Annotated in this window: 25 protein-coding genes and 1 pseudogene; 7 read left to right on the forward strand and 19 right to left on the reverse strand. The window is 36.1% G+C overall.

What is annotated here, in order from left to right:
- Positions 1–216: 216 nt before the first annotated feature.
- The 3 genes from MLD65_RS16935 to MLD65_RS16945 all read right to left on the reverse strand — a co-directional run bounded on the left by MLD65_RS16935 (position 217) and on the right by MLD65_RS16945 (position 2,793).
- Positions 217–762 carry a S8/S53 family peptidase gene (locus MLD65_RS16935; protein ID WP_243293034.1) on the reverse strand — a complete coding sequence of 182 codons (546 nt, stop codon included), beginning with the start codon at positions 760–762 and terminating at the stop codon, positions 217–219.
- 923 nt (positions 763–1,685) lie between these two features.
- Entirely contained in the window at positions 1,686–2,453 is a 768-nt protein-coding gene (locus MLD65_RS16940; RefSeq protein ID WP_243293035.1) for a DUF1129 family protein, read from the reverse strand.
- A gap of 10 nt (positions 2,454–2,463) precedes the next feature.
- Entirely contained in the window at positions 2,464–2,793 is a 330-nt protein-coding gene (locus MLD65_RS16945; protein WP_243293036.1) for a PadR family transcriptional regulator, read from the reverse strand.
- 341 nt (positions 2,794–3,134) lie between these two features.
- On the opposite strand from MLD65_RS16945, the gene MLD65_RS16950 reads away from it, so the two are divergent.
- Entirely contained in the window at positions 3,135–3,425 is a 291-nt protein-coding gene (locus tag MLD65_RS16950) for a ferritin-like domain-containing protein (RefSeq protein ID WP_243293037.1), read from the forward strand.
- A 185-nt stretch (positions 3,426–3,610) separates the two neighbouring features.
- Here the strand turns inward: MLD65_RS16950 and MLD65_RS16955 are convergent, their stop codons facing one another.
- From MLD65_RS16955 to MLD65_RS18510, 4 genes are all read right to left on the reverse strand, one after another.
- Positions 3,611–4,486: a cytochrome c oxidase assembly protein gene (locus MLD65_RS16955; RefSeq protein WP_243293038.1), complete on the reverse strand. Its 876-nt coding sequence runs from the start codon at positions 4,484–4,486 to the stop codon at positions 3,611–3,613.
- Between the two features lie 144 nt (positions 4,487–4,630).
- Entirely contained in the window at positions 4,631–4,834 is a 204-nt protein-coding gene (locus MLD65_RS16960; protein ID WP_243293039.1) for a cold-shock protein, read from the reverse strand.
- Between the two features lie 186 nt (positions 4,835–5,020).
- Positions 5,021–6,142 carry a phosphatidylglycerol lysyltransferase domain-containing protein gene (locus tag MLD65_RS16965; protein ID WP_243293040.1) on the reverse strand — a complete coding sequence of 374 codons (1,122 nt, stop codon included), beginning with the start codon at positions 6,140–6,142 and terminating at the stop codon, positions 5,021–5,023.
- A gap of 51 nt (positions 6,143–6,193) precedes the next feature.
- Positions 6,194–6,364, reverse strand: a complete 171-nt coding sequence (locus tag MLD65_RS18510; RefSeq protein ID WP_481748550.1) for a hypothetical protein — start codon at positions 6,362–6,364, stop codon at positions 6,194–6,196.
- Positions 6,365–6,603: 239 nt separating this feature from the next.
- Here MLD65_RS18510 and trhA point away from each other — a divergent pair, with 239 nt between their 5' ends.
- Both trhA and MLD65_RS16975 read left to right on the forward strand, forming a co-directional pair.
- Complete coding sequence (trhA, locus tag MLD65_RS16970) at positions 6,604–7,239, forward strand: PAQR family membrane homeostasis protein TrhA (protein WP_243293041.1); 636 nt, start codon at positions 6,604–6,606, stop codon at positions 7,237–7,239.
- 142 nt (positions 7,240–7,381) lie between these two features.
- Positions 7,382–7,561 carry an H-type small acid-soluble spore protein gene (locus MLD65_RS16975; RefSeq protein WP_243293042.1) on the forward strand — a complete coding sequence of 60 codons (180 nt, stop codon included), beginning with the start codon at positions 7,382–7,384 and terminating at the stop codon, positions 7,559–7,561.
- Between the two features lie 224 nt (positions 7,562–7,785).
- On the opposite strand, the gene MLD65_RS16980 is transcribed toward MLD65_RS16975, so the two are convergent.
- The gene (locus MLD65_RS16980) at positions 7,786–8,241 is read right to left on the reverse strand and encodes a TlpA family protein disulfide reductase (protein WP_243293043.1); all 456 of its coding nucleotides are present in this window, start codon (positions 8,239–8,241) and stop codon (positions 7,786–7,788) included.
- An 83-nt stretch (positions 8,242–8,324) separates the two neighbouring features.
- Positions 8,325–8,867 carry a peroxiredoxin gene (locus tag MLD65_RS16985; RefSeq protein ID WP_243293044.1) on the reverse strand — a complete coding sequence of 181 codons (543 nt, stop codon included), beginning with the start codon at positions 8,865–8,867 and terminating at the stop codon, positions 8,325–8,327.
- A 478-nt stretch (positions 8,868–9,345) separates the two neighbouring features.
- Between MLD65_RS16985 and MLD65_RS16990 the strand changes: the two genes are divergently transcribed.
- A complete protein-coding gene (locus MLD65_RS16990; RefSeq protein ID WP_243293045.1) occupies positions 9,346–10,227 on the forward strand; it encodes a mechanosensitive ion channel family protein in 882 nt (293 codons plus the stop codon).
- A gap of 85 nt (positions 10,228–10,312) precedes the next feature.
- Here the strand turns inward: MLD65_RS16990 and MLD65_RS16995 are convergent, their stop codons facing one another.
- The 4 genes from MLD65_RS16995 to MLD65_RS17010 all read right to left on the reverse strand — a co-directional run bounded on the left by MLD65_RS16995 (position 10,313) and on the right by MLD65_RS17010 (position 13,480).
- The gene (locus MLD65_RS16995) at positions 10,313–10,555 is read right to left on the reverse strand and encodes a YkuS family protein (protein ID WP_243293046.1); all 243 of its coding nucleotides are present in this window, start codon (positions 10,553–10,555) and stop codon (positions 10,313–10,315) included.
- A gap of 56 nt (positions 10,556–10,611) precedes the next feature.
- Positions 10,612–11,730, reverse strand: coding sequence for an N-acetyldiaminopimelate deacetylase (locus MLD65_RS17000; RefSeq protein WP_243293056.1), 1,119 nt, complete (start codon positions 11,728–11,730; stop codon positions 10,612–10,614).
- 71 nt (positions 11,731–11,801) lie between these two features.
- Entirely contained in the window at positions 11,802–12,512 is a 711-nt protein-coding gene (gene dapD / locus MLD65_RS17005; RefSeq protein WP_243293047.1) for a 2,3,4,5-tetrahydropyridine-2,6-dicarboxylate N-acetyltransferase, read from the reverse strand.
- An 80-nt stretch (positions 12,513–12,592) separates the two neighbouring features.
- Complete coding sequence (locus MLD65_RS17010; RefSeq protein WP_243293048.1) at positions 12,593–13,480, reverse strand: LysR family transcriptional regulator; 888 nt, start codon at positions 13,478–13,480, stop codon at positions 12,593–12,595.
- A gap of 87 nt (positions 13,481–13,567) precedes the next feature.
- On the opposite strand from MLD65_RS17010, the pseudogene MLD65_RS17015 reads away from it, so the two are divergent.
- A pseudogene (locus MLD65_RS17015) lies at positions 13,568–13,926 on the forward strand (VOC family protein).
- 28 nt (positions 13,927–13,954) lie between these two features.
- Here MLD65_RS17015 and MLD65_RS17020 read toward each other — a convergent pair.
- From MLD65_RS17020 to MLD65_RS17040, 5 genes are all read right to left on the reverse strand, one after another.
- Positions 13,955–15,466 (reverse strand): MDR family MFS transporter, encoded by a 1,512-nt coding sequence (locus MLD65_RS17020; protein WP_243293049.1) that lies wholly within the window; start codon positions 15,464–15,466, stop codon positions 13,955–13,957.
- Positions 15,467–15,524: 58 nt separating this feature from the next.
- Positions 15,525–15,968 (reverse strand): cyclic-di-AMP-binding protein CbpB, encoded by a 444-nt coding sequence (gene cbpB, locus MLD65_RS17025; protein ID WP_243293050.1) that lies wholly within the window; start codon positions 15,966–15,968, stop codon positions 15,525–15,527.
- Between the two features lie 269 nt (positions 15,969–16,237).
- On the reverse strand, positions 16,238–16,438 hold the full coding sequence (abbA, locus tag MLD65_RS17030; RefSeq protein WP_243293051.1) for an antirepressor AbbA: 201 nt from the start codon (positions 16,436–16,438) through the stop codon (positions 16,238–16,240).
- 18 nt (positions 16,439–16,456) lie between these two features.
- Entirely contained in the window at positions 16,457–16,975 is a 519-nt protein-coding gene (locus MLD65_RS17035) for a ribonuclease H-like YkuK family protein (protein ID WP_243293052.1), read from the reverse strand.
- A gap of 126 nt (positions 16,976–17,101) precedes the next feature.
- The gene (locus MLD65_RS17040) at positions 17,102–17,248 is read right to left on the reverse strand and encodes a hypothetical protein (RefSeq protein ID WP_243293053.1); all 147 of its coding nucleotides are present in this window, start codon (positions 17,246–17,248) and stop codon (positions 17,102–17,104) included.
- Positions 17,249–17,420: 172 nt separating this feature from the next.
- Here MLD65_RS17040 and MLD65_RS17045 point away from each other — a divergent pair, with 172 nt between their 5' ends.
- Complete coding sequence (locus MLD65_RS17045; RefSeq protein ID WP_243293054.1) at positions 17,421–18,395, forward strand: MBL fold metallo-hydrolase; 975 nt, start codon at positions 17,421–17,423, stop codon at positions 18,393–18,395.
- Positions 18,392–18,637 carry a glutaredoxin domain-containing protein gene (locus MLD65_RS17050; RefSeq protein WP_243293055.1) on the forward strand — a complete coding sequence of 82 codons (246 nt, stop codon included), beginning with the start codon at positions 18,392–18,394 and terminating at the stop codon, positions 18,635–18,637. Before MLD65_RS17045 ends, MLD65_RS17050 begins: the two co-directional genes overlap by 4 nt.
- A 152-nt stretch (positions 18,638–18,789) precedes the next feature.
- Here the strand turns inward: MLD65_RS17050 and MLD65_RS17055 are convergent, their stop codons facing one another.
- Positions 18,790–19,026, reverse strand: coding sequence for a hypothetical protein (locus tag MLD65_RS17055; protein WP_481748551.1), 237 nt, complete (start codon positions 19,024–19,026; stop codon positions 18,790–18,792).
- Positions 19,027–19,267 lie beyond the last annotated feature (241 nt).

Raw genomic sequence — 19,267 nt, forward strand, 5'->3', positions numbered from 1 at the left:
ACTCTCACCTTCGAGAGAATGAGCCTTCCAGGATTCGGGAGCCGTTTTTACCTTAGGTAACGTACTCCAACCTTTAACAACTCACTCAGTGTAATTGGCTTACACTAAGTACGACTGCCCATCGCACGCAAGAAAGCGACTATTTTATTAGAAGTCGCTTTTTTTACTAAACTTTATTATGTATGATTTGATACGTAATCGGCGTTAAACCTCATCTTACTCCCCTTTGAAATTCGTAATGCCAAATGTTTGGTTATAAGAATACCCGTTGAAGTAAATGTCAAGGTCATGAAAGAGGCGATGAAGCTTTTTCATTGATTCTTTATCATCTGATTGTGTCACTTTCTCAGCATAAAAAACAATTTGTTCAAAGTCTGTTTTTAAGTTTTCGTTATGTACTTCTACCCCTTCAAGAATAGCCAATATTTCATCTGCTTTACTTTTTTGTACGTCGTAATTCGCTGAAGCAATTCTTCCCCAGCCAAGTGTATCGTTATAAAAATCATGAAACTCAGAAATGAACTGATGCCCATTATCGTAATCGTTTGATGCAAATACGATGATGTCTTTTCTAACAGGATCATTTACAACCTTTTCATTGAGTTCTTCTTCATCACTTTTATTTTCGTTACCTTCCATGTCTTCACTCATCGAATCTACTTCTTGATTAGATTCACTTAATGAAGCATAAACGCCCCAGCCAATAATCATTATTCCAAGCAATATGAGTACCGGTATCCATATCTTTTTGTTTTTAAACAAGTTTCCCCACTCCTTAACAACTTCACTAATTCCTCCATATGTTTCCATTCTACAAAAAATACTATATTTTTACACGTAAAAAATATAATTCTATCTTTTTGGTATAATAAAGTGAAACTTCATTCAGTGGGGGTTTTTTTCATCCCCCACTGAATGTTAGTCCCTACGGGATGACCTAAAGTCCCTTGTGACCCACAGGATGTGGGTTACACAGACGTTGCCACAGGACGTGGCGCTCTTAGTCTGTGTTCTTTATGTTCGGACCTTTACGGGCAGTCCACCTATCTTCTTTGCTTTACGACAGAATCTTGAGGTGGGGGTCTTACTGCCCGTTAAGAGTGGGATAAAAAAGAGAGGTCTCAACACCTCTCATAACTTAACTAATTTCTCCTATATTTCCAAGTTGTCATTTAATAATGTACGCTTTTTGTACGTTCGCTTTGCTTTCATTCTCTATTCTACCTAATTCCCCTTTTTCTTTGTTAATCCCCATTTCACATATAAAAAAATGACTAAAATAAAATGATAGCTATGGGGCTGTTCTTGAACAGGTTAGAATGGAAGCAATGTCGTTAGTAAATCATTTGATAACATATCGATTGTAACACCTTGAGGTAAACAAAGGGCTACGGCGCAAATTAATAGATCTGGATCTGAGTATTTTGAGTAAAAGCATCAATGTTTTGAGAAAATTGGTTTTGTTTTCGTGTTTTTAGAGGATCACCACATGGGTCTATTCCCTACAAATGTATTACTTTAAAACAATTATGGTGTTACCTGACAATAAAGGTGTTTAATTTTTAGTCTAATTGCTGAATAACACTTCGTAGATGTAATAATAAAGTCGTTTAAAAATCTAAGTTTTCTTCAACAATCGCGCCCTTTTTCGGAATACTTTAAAGAAAAGCGACATAACTTCTTTTTTATTGATTTATTTCTCTCTTTTTTTCTTTTTTAACGACGTAAAATAAATATAGTCCAATTATTATATACGCTATTAACATACCAATAATTAATTGTGTTTCTTCATTAAGAAAAGTAAACGACAGAAAAAATGTTGGTAGGTGAAGTGCCAACAAACTTATAGGCAAAACTGCTGTCTTCGCCCAAAACGAAAAGATAATGACAAAACTAAGAAACAGAATTCCAATTAGAAAACTACCTAACATTCCAAAATCAATGACGGGGGTATGATACATAGTATCTGCTATGATCACCCCTCCAAAAAAGAGCATACTAGTGGTGATTGGAAATAATAAAATAAGAAACTCCTTTTTTCTAGATACCTGATTTCTAGCTATATACCTAAAAGCAACAAATACGCCTCCAAGGAAGAAGATACTATATACAATTGATCCGATTATTTTTAATAAACTATAGTTTAGAGTACCTTTTAGAAGGTCACCAAAAACAGAATATGACATTGAGCCAATAACAATTAGAGGAACATATTTTGCCCATGCCCTATAGTCAGTTTTCATTTCACTAGAAATAGCCATTATATATTCTTTTGGAGAGGCACCCACAATTTGATCAATTGATTTACCATTTAATTCAGCTTCATAAAGATGATCAATAAGTTCTTCGGTAATTTCTTTAATCTCCTGATTGTTTTTCCCACTAGAAAACAAATATAGGGTTAAATCATCAATAAATTTCTTACTCTTATCTGACAATTGATATTGGCTCACGTTTCCCACCTCAACCTTTACTTTCTTTCATAATAATGGAATTAACACTTTTCTCAAGTTGTCTCCATCTAATCAAAAAACTATCTAATGCTTGCTTTCCCTCTACAGTTAACGAATAGTATTTTCTCTTTGGGCCAGCTATTGATTCTCTTCGTACAGAAGTAACCAATCCTTCTCGCTGCATCCTCATTAATAATGGATAGATTGTTCCCTCACTAACATTATCGAAACCATACTCACTTAAACGCTCTGCCATCTCATAACCATAACATTCCTTCCCATTTATAATTGCCAAGAGACAACCATCCAATATCCCTTTCATCATTTGAGTTTGTGACATCCTTTTTCCACCATTCTCATTATCTTGTTTTACAAGGTATATACTTAGTTTAAAGAATGATACCTTGCAATGCAAGAGTATTCCGTTAATGAATTCCAATTATTTCAACAATTAGTTAATATAATATAATTCACACCTCATACTTATAGCTAAGGGCTTTATTCCACAATATGGCGTCCGTTTGTTGAATATCATGACTGCCGTTTTTTAAACAACTATATTATGATTTAAACAACTTTATTATCATAAAACATATGGGTAATAATAACATCCTCTTCTTGCCTGTTAATAAAGACATATGTGTCATCTTAGCACATGAATTGTTTTTGAAAGGATGAACAATGGCATTAGAACAAATTGTTCATGGTCTTAATCTAGACTTGGCATGGGAATATGCAACTGAAATTCAATATGCCCAACATTCAAGTATGCTTAAAGGTGCTGCCTATTTTGAAGTCGCAGAAGAATTAGAAGAACAATCAAGAGATGAATTTGGTCATGCAATCGTTTTAAGTCAGCTTATTCAATATCTTGGCAGTATTCCTACCACAAAAGTGGCTCACAGACGAAATCGAACACGCAACTCGTTTCGGTTTTTTGCTGTTGGAGTTGTACTAACAACGTTCCATTAAAATTTTTCACATCTACCCATTTTTTTGATCACTTTCTCAGTTTTATTAATCACTTATTTAATTTTTTTCATCAGTTTATTACATTTATCCATCACTTTCTCATAATTATTTATCACTTCTGCTATTTTTACTCAAAAAAAAGAGGTGTTTGATACACCTCGCATTCCATAAATGTCTGCACGTAGTTACTCTGGATGAACACTTTTTCCGACATTCATTTTAACAGAGATCCCCTTTTTCCTTGCCAATATCCATTTCATATATGAAAAAATAACCACGACACTTCCTAACAATATGACAGAAGCCATACGCTGTTCTTGAACAGGAGAGAATGGAAGCAATGTCGTAATGAGATCATTTGACAACATATCAATTGTAACACCTTGTGGTAAACAAAGGGCTACGGCGCTAATTAATAGATCCGGGTCTGAGTATATTGAGTAAATACTAGAAGGTGATAGAATAAATAAAATCGCACACGGTAGCAAAAGGGTTCCGTTAACTAAAAAATAGGCGTTTACTTTGCTATGTTCCATAGCTTGAAACGACCTCATAGAATGAAAGATCGGAATCCATAAAATAAGACCGACACTGAATAATATAAAAACGGACACATAATTCCATACGTAATGAACACGGACAAAATTAAATACGGCTGGAACATGATATAGTACGAATAACAAGTGAAAAACCGCTATCGCCCATAAAGGGTTTAACAAAAGATGTACGAAACGTTTGAAACGAAACCGTTTCATTAGTCGCTCAAAAAGATCCCACTTAAATCCATAAACGATTAGTGGTGCAGAAACAAATAAAAGAATAATCATCTGGATCATATGGGCTCTAAAAAGTAAACGCCCCATTATATTTAACGGACTGCCAAGTGCAAGAAAAAAGAAAAGGAGTCCTGTTAAAAACATAGCAGTTTTCTTCTTTTTATGGTCAACACTTGTCGGTAACAAAAACAAATATAAAATCGCTGCTAATAAAACGATAAATAGTACACCGAAGTTCCATAGAAGATGATAACTAAAATTCGTTAATAGTTCTATAGCCTTCATGCCAATTTGCACCTCTTTCCTACACTTATTGTATCGACAAGAGGTAAATCACGCTGTGAAAAATGTCACTCTTTTACACTCAAAGGATGAACAGGAAAAAAAATAAGAGCAGGGCCAAAATCACCACTGCTCATTTATGAATGTTTACCATGTGGATTTACTATGATTTTCGACAACTTGGAGAACTTTCACGTTTTCTTTCATTTCACTGTTACATAAAGGACAATGTGGTATGTTACTACTTTTAAAGTTGTCTCGCACCCAACCTTTGCATCCCTCTGACGTACATTCCCATATTTTTGTTTCCTTCGTTATGATTTCTTCCTCATTACGACGCGCAAATGCCATGGCTGCATGCCTCCTTTATAATATAAAACCATCTATTTAGATGGTAGGTGAAACGATCCATTTCTACACATACTCATAAGTAATCCCTAAGCAAAAAATAGTATGTTACTTGTAATTTTCCCTATTAAAGAAAAAATAAAACCATTTTTTGTTAATAAAGAAAGAGTCACACCCATTTTCACTTTATTAACTCACTTTTTCTTTAAAAACTTCTTTCCATCGTTTCATCGTTGCTTGCACAGTCGGAGTTTGATGAACAATTTTAATAATTTGTAAAATTAAGACGAATAATAAAGATTTTTTGTACGCTAAATATTTGGGCTCCCATATTGGAGAAAACTTACCTTTATACTCCTTTAAACCTTTAAAATTGTAGTGATATTTGCTGTGCTCAAAAAGAAAGTGGGCTATTTTCTCGCACTTTCTTGCCTCTTTTGTTTCGCCAACATTGGCAAGAGGCGCAACACCTAAACCACAAAAATGATATCCGTGGTCACACGCCCATTGAAAAATGGAAACGAACAAAACATCCATCGTTCCATGTGGGCTATTTCTATTATAACGCATAATGTCGATATGAAGCTTCTTTTTTGTTTTCGCTTCTTCTGCTAATGTTGCAAATGCAATGATTTCCCCATCTGGATTCGTCAATAACGCGACCGGAAACTTCGAGACATATTCTTCATCAAAAAAGCTGACGGAAAAACTTTTTTCACTTCGATTCCCGAGCCACGACTTAGAAATCTTCGCTAAATCATTCAGTAAACTTTGTGAGAATGGTGGGTATTTTATATGAAATCGATATCCTTTTCGGTCAAATTTATTTTTCCTTGTTCGCAGTTTTGCCCAATACTTCCCTCGCATTGAAAAGTTCTCTACATTTACTTTCGCTTCTTCTCCTAGTTTAAAAAAACGAAACCCATGCTTTTCATAAAGCGGCATCGATTCTTTTGACACTTGATAAAAAGCAGGCGTTAATTGATTTGAATGACAAAATGATAAAAACTGTTCAATCCCTTTTTCAACGAATGATTTAGGGCCGATCGGGTCTCCAAGAACGATCAACTGATTGCCAATTCTACGGTACATAAACAATACTTGTTGATTTTGAGCCCAAAAAACTTCTTTATCTTTTAAAAATAATAGATGCGATAAATGATTGCTATGTTCATTAAAAAATTTCTTCATTTCATGCTCATTGAAATCATTTTTTGAAAAAGGTGATGCTATTCGCAAGGCACTGTACAAGAATGCCCCTCCCATCATCATGAGCAAAAAGAATAGTCCAATAAGAATAATGATAACCATTAGATCCTCCTTCTTCTAAATAACGTCCATATAAAAAAATAACATAGATTTTCAACAATTGGGACATTGATTTAAAAATCTGATCGGTTCATTCGATTTAACTGTTTGTTTAAACTTTCTAAAGGCGTAGAAACAAATGACTGACGAAATGAGCAAGTCTATCATTGATCTTAAATGAGCGAGCAATACACAAACAAGCACAATCCCAAGTAGAACAAGCATAAGTTTTTTTATTTTCGTTTCCTCCTTTTTTTTGATTTCATCTTACCTTTTTCATCAAGAAGCTATAACGAGCTTGAGCTTTATTTTCATCTAAGACTTGAGGCGTAGTTGGGCATCAAATAAAGGGAATTCATAGAGCAATTACTAGTTAATGCATTCAGGCTTATCAGTTCATTCGCTTTAACGCAATAAAAGAGTTATAATAAGAATATCACGTAATAAAGAAGGGATTCGGTTTAATGGCAAACACTCATACTTATTCCAGAAATGAGGAAATTGCAAATGCCATAACACATGGTATCGGCTTGTTGTTGAGCATTGCTGCACTCGTTATTTTAATCGCAAATGCTGTACATACAGGTTCAGTTTGGCATATTGTCAGCTTTTCGATTTATGGTGCAACAATGATACTGCTTTATTTATCTTCAACACTTGTACACAGCTTTCCGAGCGGAAAAATAAAAGATTTATTTGAAATTTTCGATCATGCGGCGATTTACTTGTTTATTGCCGGGACGTATACCCCGATAATATTTATTACATTGCGCGATGCAGTTGGTTGGACATTATTTGCCATCGTTTGGTTACTAGCTATTGCCGGCGTCATTTTCAAAGTATTTTTTGTAAAGAAGTTTCTATACACGTCCACCCTTTTATACGTACTGATGGGCTGGATTATCGTTTTCGCATGGAAACCGCTAATCATTGAGCTCCCAACCATCGGCATTTACTTTCTTGTCCTAGGAGGCGTTTTATATACAATTGGGACCATTTTTTATATATGGAGAAGCTTTCCATTCCACCATGCCGTTTGGCACGTATTCGTGATTGCTGGTTCTCTCTTTCACTTCTTTGCGATTTTACAATTAGCTTAAAAGATGGTGTGAGTTTTGAGAAGACCACCCTTTAGTTAATAAAGGAGTGGTCTTTTTTTTATACAGAAAACGGTTTTGAAGCATATTTTTGCGGAAATATCGAATAGTAAGAAAGATGATTGAATAAAGGGAGGAAACGTACATGAATGTGACAAGAGCAAAACAAATTCTCGAGTCCCCAACGATTATTCCTGTTACATATCAAGGTGAAGAAATTATGATTCAAAGTGTTGATGAGGCAACAAAAACAGCACGAATTTACTTAAAAGAAAATCGCGAATCTGAACGGACTGTCCCTGTTGCTATGTTAAATGAACAATAAGAAAAAATCAGTGGGTAAAGGTTATGCCCACTGATTTTTTCTTCCGCTTTAAGAAACAGGCTTGTATTCTTTCATGTTCATACATCCTTTTCTTTTTGTTTCTTCATGAAGTTTCACGGTTGGATTTTTTTTCATGAACTTGCGGATTCCCTACGCGTGACGTTGATATACTATCTGGTTCACTAAAAAAACCGTCTTCATTTAAGAAAACGGTTTTAATGATTTTATTCAGTTTGTTCTGATTCGCTTAATACACGGTTTACACGTTTTTCAAGCATTTTCATACCGCTTCCACCTGCTTGGAAATGACGAAGGGCACCGGTTTTATCAAATACATAATAAGCGGGCACGTATTGATTTTCAAAAGCATCCGTTAATTTATGATCACTATCAACAAAAATTGGCTGAGTAATGCCATGTTCTTTCGCTACATTTTCGATTTCTTCTAAGTTTAAGTCGTTTTCTGAACGCGGCATATGAACTGCCACGACATTTAATTTGTCTTTGTATTGATCACGAAACTCATTTACTTTCGGCATCGCTTCTTTACATAAATGACAGCTGATCGACCAGAAATGAATAAGTGTCGGCTTTTCATCAATTAACTGATCTTTTGTCACTTCTCCATTAATCCAGGCAGTAGCCCCTTCTAATTCTGGCATTGGCGTACGTAATTTCATCCTATTCCCTCCAGTTCTACTAATAATGTATGAGTTGAAAAAGGCCTAACAAGCATGTTAGGCCTTTCGTATAAAAGTGAACATTAAAGTGTTGCTTGACCAGGTTTCCAGTTAGCTGGGCATAGTCCGCCAGTTTGAAGTGCTTGAAGTACACGTAACACTTCATCTACTTCACGACCAATGTTGTTGTGATGTACAACTTGGTACATTAATTCGCCTTCTGGATTGATGATGAATAAACCGCGAAGTGCAATTCCTTCTTCTTCAATTAATACGCCATAGTCACGAGATACAACATGGTTTGTATCAGCCGCTAATGGGTATTTAAGTTGGCCAAGACCATTTTCGTTACGATCCGTGTTAATCCATGCTAAGTGAGTGTGGATTGTATCCGTAGATACACCAACAATTTCTGCATCAAGGTCTTCGAATTCATCGTAGCGATCGCTTAATGCGATGATTTCTGTTGGACATACGAATGTAAAGTCCATTGGATAGAAGAATAAAACTGTCCATTTCCCTTGCTTCATAATTTCTTCTAAGCTAACTTTTCCAAATTCTTTGTTCGGTAATACCGCATCCATTTCAAAACGTGGAGCTTGCTTTGCAACCATACGCTCTGCCATTATGTATCCCTCCAAATTTTTTTAATCGAAAGAAGCTTAATGCTTCAATCGTTACGTATTAATTGAGAAAATAAAATTCATTTTCTCAATTAATAAATTAAAACTTTCCTTACATTTGTCATTATAATCGACAAGTATTTTTTAGTCAATATTAAATAATAATTAATTTAATTTAACATTTCCTTTATACACTTGGATTTACCTCTTCACCCTTTTTAGTGATAGGAAATATATATGATTTCGACGATTCTAACCTCTAACTTCTTACCTCTGAACAAAAGAGCATTAGCGATTTTGTTCCTAGCTTGTCCCTCTTATGTTATACCCATTTAATTCCTCAATCATGTCATAAATATTAAATTTTTATAACAATGAGGGAAAAATTTCGTACCCTATGATAAACTTTTTCTGTTATTTTCAGTTTAACATGTTTTAGAAAGGGTATCCAAGCAATTAGCATGACAGAAAGGGTGGAATCATGAATATTCTAGGAAACATCGAATGGGCTAGTCTTCAAACAAACTTAAATATTTTTGAAAACATTAAATGGGAAAGTCTTGCAATCAAAGTCGGTCTTACTCTTTTAAAACTTGTTCTTATTTGGATTGTCTATTTAATTGTGAAATCGATTGGATCAAAAATTGTTGTAAAAACCTTTGAGCGTTTAGAAAATCGCGATGAAATGACATTTGGCCGTGCGAAAACATTGCAATCTCTATCGTTAAATGCTTTTTCATACTCACTTGTTTTCATTTTTGTCGTAACCGTCTTCCAAGTATTAGGTTATGACGTGACGGCTTTACTTGCAGGAGCCGGGGTTGTTGGGCTTGCGATCGGGTTTGGTGCCCAAGGACTTGTGAGTGATGTTGTAACAGGTTTTTTCTTATTGCTCGAAAAACAAATTGACGTTGGGGATTATGTGACAACAGGTGGATATTCCGGCATTGTCGAATCAGTCGGCTTACGTACAACACAAATTCGTGGCTTTGATGGAACCCTTCACTATGTGCCGAATCGTGAAATTGTCGGATTAAGTAATCATTCGAGAGGAAATATGCGAGCACTCGTTGATATCGGCATTTCCTATAGCGATGATATAGATAAAGCCATGACGGTTTTAAAAGAAGCATGTGAAAAATTCGCTTCAGAAAACGAACACGTTGTCGAAGGGCCAAACGTCCTTGGTGTTCAAACATTAGGTTCATCTGATGTCGTCATTCGCGTCATTGCCCAAACGAAAAATATGGAACAATGGGGTGTTGAACGCGAATTGCGGAAAGTGTTGAAAGAAACGCTTGATGCCAATGGTATTGAAATCCCATTCCCACATCAAGTAATGATTCATAAAAACGAGCAGTAATCTTTAAAAAAATCCACCTTAGACTAGGGTGGATTTTTTTATGTCAGAACGAAAAAAGAAGAGCCGAATGGACCCTTCTTATGACTTACCTTAATTTGTTTTCTACTTCTTGACAAATTTCCTCAGCACTCATCCCGGATGCCTTAATGACAGATCCAGCTGTCACAGCGTTTTGAATGCCCATGACATTTTGATCTTGACCTGAAATCACACAGCATTCACAGCCTTGTGCATCATTTTCTGTACGAAGGGCAACGACATCGTATCCCTTTTCACGTAATAATGAAGAGACATCCGTTAACGTTTCTTCTACACCAATTTTTGGCATAAACTCCACCTCCTAGATGTAATTTGTCACATCTAGCTGGAGATTATTCTCATTTTTCAATTTCCTTTCCAAGAAATATATTTTGTTAAGAGTTGTACAGCTACTTCCATCGCTTTTTCATTTGGATTTAATTTTGCATGATGAAGGCCAAAAGGTGATTCAACACCTAGCCAAAACATGAAGCCTGGTACATCCTTTACCATGTAACCGAAATCTTCTCCGGTCATCGCTTCCTGACAAATCTCCAAATTTACGTCTGTATGCTCCTTGACAAAAGAAATAAACTCTTCTGTTTGTTGTTCATTATTGTAAACTTGATGGTACATCGCTCCATAATCAATCGTCGCTTCACATTGATAGCCGACTTCAATTCCTTTAACAATCGATTCAATCCGCTCTTTTACTCGCTTCATCGATTGTTCTGATAACGTCCGAATCGTTCCTTCCAAGCGTGCACGCTCTGCAATAATGTTTTGAACGGTTCCACCCGTTATTTTTCCGATTGTCACGACTGCACTATCGAGAGGATCAACATTTCTCGCCACAATCGATTGTAATTGCGTAACGAGCATCGAAGCAGCTACAACCATGTCATGTGTTTCATGCGGATAGGCTGCATGTCCACCTTTCCCTTTTAAATCAATAAATAATTCGGACGTGTTCGCAAACAATAGACCTTGTTTTGTTGCAATTGTACCGACTGGAAGTTCTGGTGCGATATGAAGGGCTATTATACAGTCAGGCTTCCACTCTTTCATCGTATCGCTTTTTAACATCGGTTCTGCTCCACCAGGTCCTTCTTCAGCCGGTTGAAAAATAAATAACAAATCATCTTTTATCGGATGTTTCGTAAAATATGTGACGAGACCTAAGGCAATCGTCATATGAATATCGTGTCCGCATGCATGCATTTTCCCATCATGTGTTGATTGAAATTCGAGTCCTGTTTCTTCACCAATCGGCAGACCATCAATATCTGTACGATAGCCAATCATTTTCGAAGGGTTTAATCCGTTAATTTTGACAAATAGCCCCGTCTTCCACGTTTTGATTTCAAGCCTCTCTTGTGGCAAAGAAGATAAAAATTCCATTATATATTTTTGCGTTTTAAATTCTTGAAAGCCAAGCTCTGGGATTTGGTGTAAATCACGCCGAATCGAGATTAATTGTTCCATATTCACGCCCATTCACCACCTATGTATTCAATATAAACAATGCGTGGACGATTCATCCACGCATCGAAATATTATAATTGACGTAATTCTTGCTTAATTTCTGTTTTTGATTTTGTTTGTTCATCAATCTCTTTAATTTTACGTGCCGGTGTACCAGCAACAACTGTGTATGGCTCAACATCTTCTACAACAATTGCGCCTGCTGCAACGACGGCACCTTTTCCAACAGTAACACCTTCTAAAATGACAGCATTTGCACCGACGACTACATCATCTTCAATGACAACTGGTTTTGCTGAAGGGGGTTCAATGACACCTGCTAATACAGCACCTGCACCGATGTGACAGTTTTTACCTACAGTTGCACGACCGCCAAGAACTGCGTTCATATCAATCATTGTGCCTTCTCCGACAACAGATCCGATGTTAATCATCGCACCCATCATAATGACCGCATTGTCACCAATTTCAACTTGATCACGAATAACCGCACCTGGTTCGATACGTGCTTTTACTCCTTTTAAGTCGAGTAATGGAATGGCTGAATTACGTCGATCATTTTCCACAACGTAATCGTCGATTTTTTCTTTATTTTCTTCTATAGCCTTAGAAATTTCAGCCCATTCACCGAAAACAACGCCTGCGTTTCCAGTAATGAAAGCTTTTGCGTTTTCACCGAAGTGAATACCTTCCACATCACCTTTAACGTATACTTTTACAGGTGTTGATTTTGTGCTATTTTGAATAAAAGATATAATCTCATTTGCATCCATCATTTTCATATGTAAGACTCCTCTCATTTTTATATTCATTACTCTATCAAAGAATGGATTCGGTTGACAAGCGTAATCTGATAATCTTCCTACTCTATTTCATTGTGTGATTCACTATGCTTTTTAGCAATTTCGATAAAGCGCTGAACATGTTTTAATTGCAAGGATGCTTCTGTCCCAAGTAACCAAGTGTCACGCTTAATTGCCTTCCCCTTTTCATCAAGAAGTGGGATTTTAAACAGGTGATCTCCTGCATTTTGCAACGTCACAGACGGTAAAATGGCAAAGCCTATTCCGTTAAAGGCCATTTGTTTACATGTTTCAATTTGGTCAACAACAATTGTTCGCTTTGGTGTAAATTGAATTTGCTGATGCCACCAATATTGTATTTCTTGATAATACGTTGAATCACTTTTAAATTGAATGAATGGTCTCTCTGTATATAAAAGGTCTTCTAAACAGCGAATTTCCTTGTCAACTAAATAAAGTGTATCTGTTAATAAATGTTTTTTAATTCCTTTCCACTCCGGGTTTCCTCGAATAATGCCGATATGAATATCTTCTTCATACATGCTTTTTAACATTTCGCTTGACCACCCGGTTACAAGTGAAATTTTCGCTTGCGGATAAAGTTCCACGTAATCCTTTAACACTTTTGGTAACCAATGCTGGCCGATAATCGAAGCAACGGCCATTTTAAGAGTACCATATATCTCTCCATCCATTTGCGTAATTTCTTCACGAATTTTTTCTTCTTTTGCTACCATTTCCCTTGCAAATTGGATCACTTTTTCTCCTTGAGGTGTGATCGTTAAACCTCTTTGTGAACGTATAAATATTTTAAATCCCCATGATTTTTCAATCGATTGAAGGCGTTGAGATAAGGCTGGCTGCGAAACAAACAAACGCTCAGCTGCTTTTCGCATATTCATTTCTTCCGCTAACATAACTAGCATGTGCAATTCAGATATTTGCATAACTCTCACCTTATAAGTTTTCCTTATATTATAAGTTAATTTTTTGAACATTTCATTATAAATCTTTTTATCATAAGATGATGTATGATGTCATTAACATTAAAATCAATCGATCATATTCAAATATGTATTCCAAAAGGAAATGAACAGAAGGCAAAATCATTTTATTTTACTATACTAGGATTTAAGGAAATTGAAAAGCCTGAAAGTTTAAAAAATAACGGTGGGTTTTGGTGCCAATTAGGGGATATTCAACTACACATTGGTGTGGAGGAGCATTTACTGTAGAAAATATTGATCAGGCGAGTGCGTATTTAAAGATGCATTCCGTTCCAATCTATGAAGAAACAAAAATTCCAAATGTAGAACGCTTTTCCATTCTCGATCCATTTAGGAATCGAATGGAGCTATTACAGAAATTTCAAATCGGTTCGTTCCCTATTTAGGGAAGCTAAAAGAGCGTAAACAAACCGTTTACGCTCTCTTGTCTTTCGGTAAAAACAAAATAAGAACAAAGCTGATCACTGCAAAAAGTAAGACGACGATGTACACATGATGTAAGGCAAAATTCAACCCTTCTTGTAATGCGGATTTCATCTCTTCGGACATGTTACTTGCTCCTTGTGGATTTAACAAGGAATGAGTCGAATTTAACTTCATGTCAGCTTCAACGCTTTCAGATTTTAAATATTTGGCAAGCTGACTGTTGACAATTCCACCAAGTAAAGCTGCGCCGACCGTGCTTCCTAAGTTTCGCATAAACATGTTCGTCGCGGTTGCAATGCCACGTTTATTCCACTTAACGGCTGACTGAATCGACACAATAAAGGAAGTCGTTGATAGACCCATCCCAACTCCGATAAAAAAAGAACCAAACATCGCCATAAGTGGTCCATCTTCTTTCGATAATAGAAAAAAGATGATACCTCCGACAATTAATGATATACCACCCATTATCGATGTTTTACGATAACCGATCGATAAAATAAGCCTTCCTGCTAATGTTGAAGCAATCGGCCAGCCGATCGACATCGTTGTTAATGTAAAACCAGCAATCATCGGTGATTTTTCCATCACTCCTTGAACAAAGGCTGGTAAAAAGGAGGAAATACCAATTAGAATAATTCCTGTCGTTAAGGACGTCATATTCGCAATAAATATGGAACGTTCTTTCCATATATCAAATGGCATCATCGGATTCAACGCTCGCCTTTCTTGAATCAAAAAGAAAATAAAAAAGAAAAGCGAAGCACTTAATAAAAGAATGACTGGAAGCGACATCCATTCCCACCGCACACCTGCTTCAACGAGAACAATCATAAGAGAGCTGACGGATAAAAACATCCATAATGCCCCTATATAATCGATTTGCACATCCTTTTTTTCCGTTTTTTCATGTAAGAATATGTATAAACCAATTAAAGCCAATATTCCTATCGGTACATTAATCCAAAAAACAAAGCGCCAACTGACAAATTCGACTAACAATCCACCTAGTACAGGACCAGAAACGGCTGAAATCCCCCACACACTTGACAAATACCCTTGAATTTTTGCTCGTTCCTCTTTCGTATAAATATCTCCAACAATCGTTGAAGCAATGGGCATGACAGCACCTGCTCCTAGTCCTTGAATGAGACGATAGACGATCAGCATCTCCATCGTACTTGCTGTACCGCATAATATGGAACCAATAAGAAATACGATAATTCCAAATGATAATACCGGCTTTCGACCGAGGATATCTGAGAGCTTTCCGTATATTAACACAGTAATAGAATTCATTAACAAATACGCTGAAAAAATCCAGCTATATTTTGAAAAGCCTCCTAAGTCGGACACAATGGCAGGCATTGCTGTGGAGACGATGGTCGCTTCTACAGCTGCCATAAACATCGCAAGCATAACAGCGGCGAGAACAAACGGCCGCTTCGTTTCTTTTCTCATCCTTTTAGCTTGGGTCTCTCTTAATAAAGCTTTCCCCATATGTAATCCCTTCTTTCTATAAAAGGAAAAACGCCCTCTAGGCGCTTTTCCTTAACCGCTACTTATTCATTTTCCGGACGTGTTTGTGTAAATGTTTTAAAATGACACGGCGTGTAAAGATTCCTTCTAGCACTCCATCCTCATCTGTTACACATACAAATGGATGATTAATGACAAGCTTTAATGCTTTTATCGTTTGATCATCTAGCAATAATCTTGGAATATCTTTATTCATGACTTCTTCAACCTTCATTCCTTCAAGCCGCTCTATTTCGAATCGCTCTAATCCTAAAATAGAATCCATGATCATATTTGTACTAATAAGTCCGTGAAGTCGAAAATGAGCATCTAATACAGGAATAAGTGTATACCCTGTTTTCGTTAAGACAAGCAGAGCATGTTGTAAATTATTTCCTATTTGAACGTGCGCAACTTTATCTGCAGGTATAATTAAATCACGAATGGATGTCTCAAGTAATTTTTCAGACTGAACACTAAACATAAAACTCTTCCTCTCGCAAATAATTTCTAACCTTTTCAAGTACCTAAAAAGAGGATGTTAAAGCAATCATCTTTATCATACCATATATTTTATGAAAAAGGATGATTGAACATTAAGCCTTCCATTCATAAAGTATGCGCTTTCAACAAAGGCTGCTATTGACATTTCGTCCTTCTTGCATCACCCTTCTATTCGGAAAATGATGATGTCTTTTGTAAAAATGACTGCTTTCTTTCGAAAAATAAAACGATACCTTTATTCGGTACCGTTTATGTAAGATAGAATTCTAAACGAATTTTATCGTAAAGGTCAATCAGTTTTTTGTATGTTTGAAAGTCTACTTTTTTATGTCCATTTTCAATGTCGTGAAGCTCACTTTCAAGGAGCTCTATTGCATATTCTTGACTAAAGAGCACATCCACAAGCAATTGTTGATCTTCTTTTGAAAATTGACGTACTGCAATACGCATTTATCTTCCTCCTACATTTCATTTCGTATATCGATTAGCATAACTAAATGCTGTATAAGAATCAGGCTTAATTTTCGCCTCTACTCCCATTGCCGTAATGCGACCTGTCATTTCTTGAATTAAATCTTTCGTTACTCCTTTTCTCCCAATATCTAAATGAACCTCAAACCGTAAATCTGCTCCATCACTTTCATAGGGGATTAATATATCGGAAAGCTCTGAGAGGTATTCAATAATGAAATAATAGGCAACTTCCTGACTTAATGCTGTTTCTAGTGAAATTTTCTCCCTTACACTTGTTACTTCTCGAGAAAGGCCGTAATTTTTCAAGCACCCCCATGCACCTTTTCCGACACGATGAAGGTGAATAGCTGTTATAAATTTCGTCTCACTTTGATGAACATGGGAATCTGTCCCAACAGATAAGACGTATACTGACCTTGGATCTTGCAACATGAATCGTTTTAAGCGTTCGATAACAGTTTCAAAGCTCATGTTCCTCTCCGACATATTATAAAATGAATACGGCTCGCTCATTTTGCATCTCCTTTTAGCCCCTCATTTTTTAACAATGACTTCAATTATTTTTATCAGTTCATATAATATATTCGTTATTTGATCTCACTGCCCTTCTTAAAAAATCTTTTACATCGGTTGTTTTGATTATCCTTTCTTTGTTTCAATGTTTCGACTTGTAAAATGACAACGAGGACACTTGTAAATGACATTTTGATTTGATTGCGCCGTTAAGACATGTTCAAGCGGCTCTTGATCATGACATTGTGGACAAATGACTAGCGGATCTTTCATATACAAAGCCCCTTCCTTATTATCGTTATTACAAGAATAGCCACATGTTGCATACTTTTAATCATTTTTTTCAAGTTATTTAAGGCCATCCTAAAAAAGTTTTATAAAACAATCGAATTAATTTACACTTCATCAAGAAAGGACTTACAATAAGGATGGGAGGGATGCTTAAATGAAAGATGTTTATCAAATTTCTGAACGTTTATTTTTAATCGATGCATTTGATTTAGGACAAAGGGGTCGAACAGGTACATATGTGTTAATGGAAGATGACTTAACAATCATTGAAACATCTGCTAGTCCATCGGTACCTTATTTTTTAAAAGGGCTTCTTCAGCTTGGGTTAGAACCTCAAAATGTGAAAAACATTATTGTGACACATATCCATTTAGATCACGCTGGCGGTGCTGGCTTAATGCTCGAGCATTGTCCAAATGCAAACGTAATCGTACACCCACGTGGTGCCAGACATTTAATCGATCCGACACGCTTGATTCAAGGGGCAAAAGCCGTATATGGAGAGAAGTTTAACAAATTATTTGATCCCATTTTGCCAATCCCTAACGAACGGGTTATCGTAAAAGAACATGGGGATACACTACAAATTAGTGATAATTGCACATTAACGTTCTATGATACTCCAGGTCATGCAAAACATCATTTCTGTATCGTCGATTCTGTCAGCCAAGGAGCTTTCACGGGTGATACAGTCGGTATTTATTATGATGAACTAAAAAAAGACGGGATCGATTTTTATATACCTTCAACATCACCAAATCAATTTGACCCAGATATGACACTCCAATCCACTGAATTGCTAGAAAGCTTAAACTTACAAGCCATTTATTTTAGTCACTTTGGGGTATCCCATCAACCAGATGCTGTTTATGCCTCCGTTCGGAAATGGATTCCTCTTTTTTTACAAGCAGCTGAAGCTGGCTTAAAAGACGCCCCTCATGATAATATTGAAAAATGCGTTCAAGCAGTTGAAAAGGAGCTTACAAATGTTGTATCTTCTCACTTAACAAAGCTTGGTGTAAAAGAAGATCATCCAGTTTACAACATTTTATCCCTCGATTTACAAGTAAGTGCGATGGGATTAGTGGATTATTATCAGAAGAAGGTAATGGAGGAAAGCAAAAAATGAAACAAAACGTAGAAGTTTACACACAACCAGATTGTCCACCATGTAAAGTGGTAAAACAGTTTTTAGATCATCATTCCGTTTCCTATAAAGAGTTTGATGTTTCAGTTGATATGGCGGCACGCGACCGTATGGTCATGGAATTTCAATCGTATTCTACCCCTACTGTTCGTGTTGGGAGAGAATTAGTTGTTGGTTTTGACTTACCAAAACTCCAATCTTTATTAGGGATTTCTGATAAGTAAAAAACCTCGGCGTTTGGCCGAGGTTTTTTCTATTTGCTAAAACAAAAAGGGGAGCGGGGGTTTGATTTAGCGAGATTACACTTTTAATGATAATGATTATCAATGTCGTTGTCAACTGTATTCCTTAAAAAAACCGGGTTTCCCCAGTTTTTTTAATAAAAAGTTACCCCCATGTAGATGAGGTAAACAATAACAACACCGATTCCGATAACATAGGCTAAAAAAATCGGGTTTCGGATATAAGGATGTTCTTGCACTTTTTCATTAATTTTTGAATCAAATTCACTTTGGCGTGTATCGACAAGCTTTCCTGCTCTCATCGTTAACACCAAAGATGTTACTAAAATGATGAGTGCGATAATTCCTAAAATGAAGTTCATATATTGCAAAAGAAATCCCCACCTTTTTTTACTATTAGCGTTTCAAAAAAGGCAGAGAACTATGCATCTTATCTTTAGATTGAATCGAATTAACTAAATTACTCGTACACGCAAAATATATTTCCTGAATTATTCATAGAAAATCAGTAACTTAGGTTAATCCCTTGTTTTTCAAGCCTTTCCGGCTTTCTAGTTTTGCACGAAAAAAATGAAAAAAGAATCCATTTCTGTTAAAGTTTAAGTAACCACA

It is taken from the genome of Bacillus sp. FJAT-47783 (assembly GCF_022808615.1).
Classification (GTDB): Bacteria; Bacillota; Bacilli; order Bacillales; family Aeribacillaceae; genus Bacillus_BZ.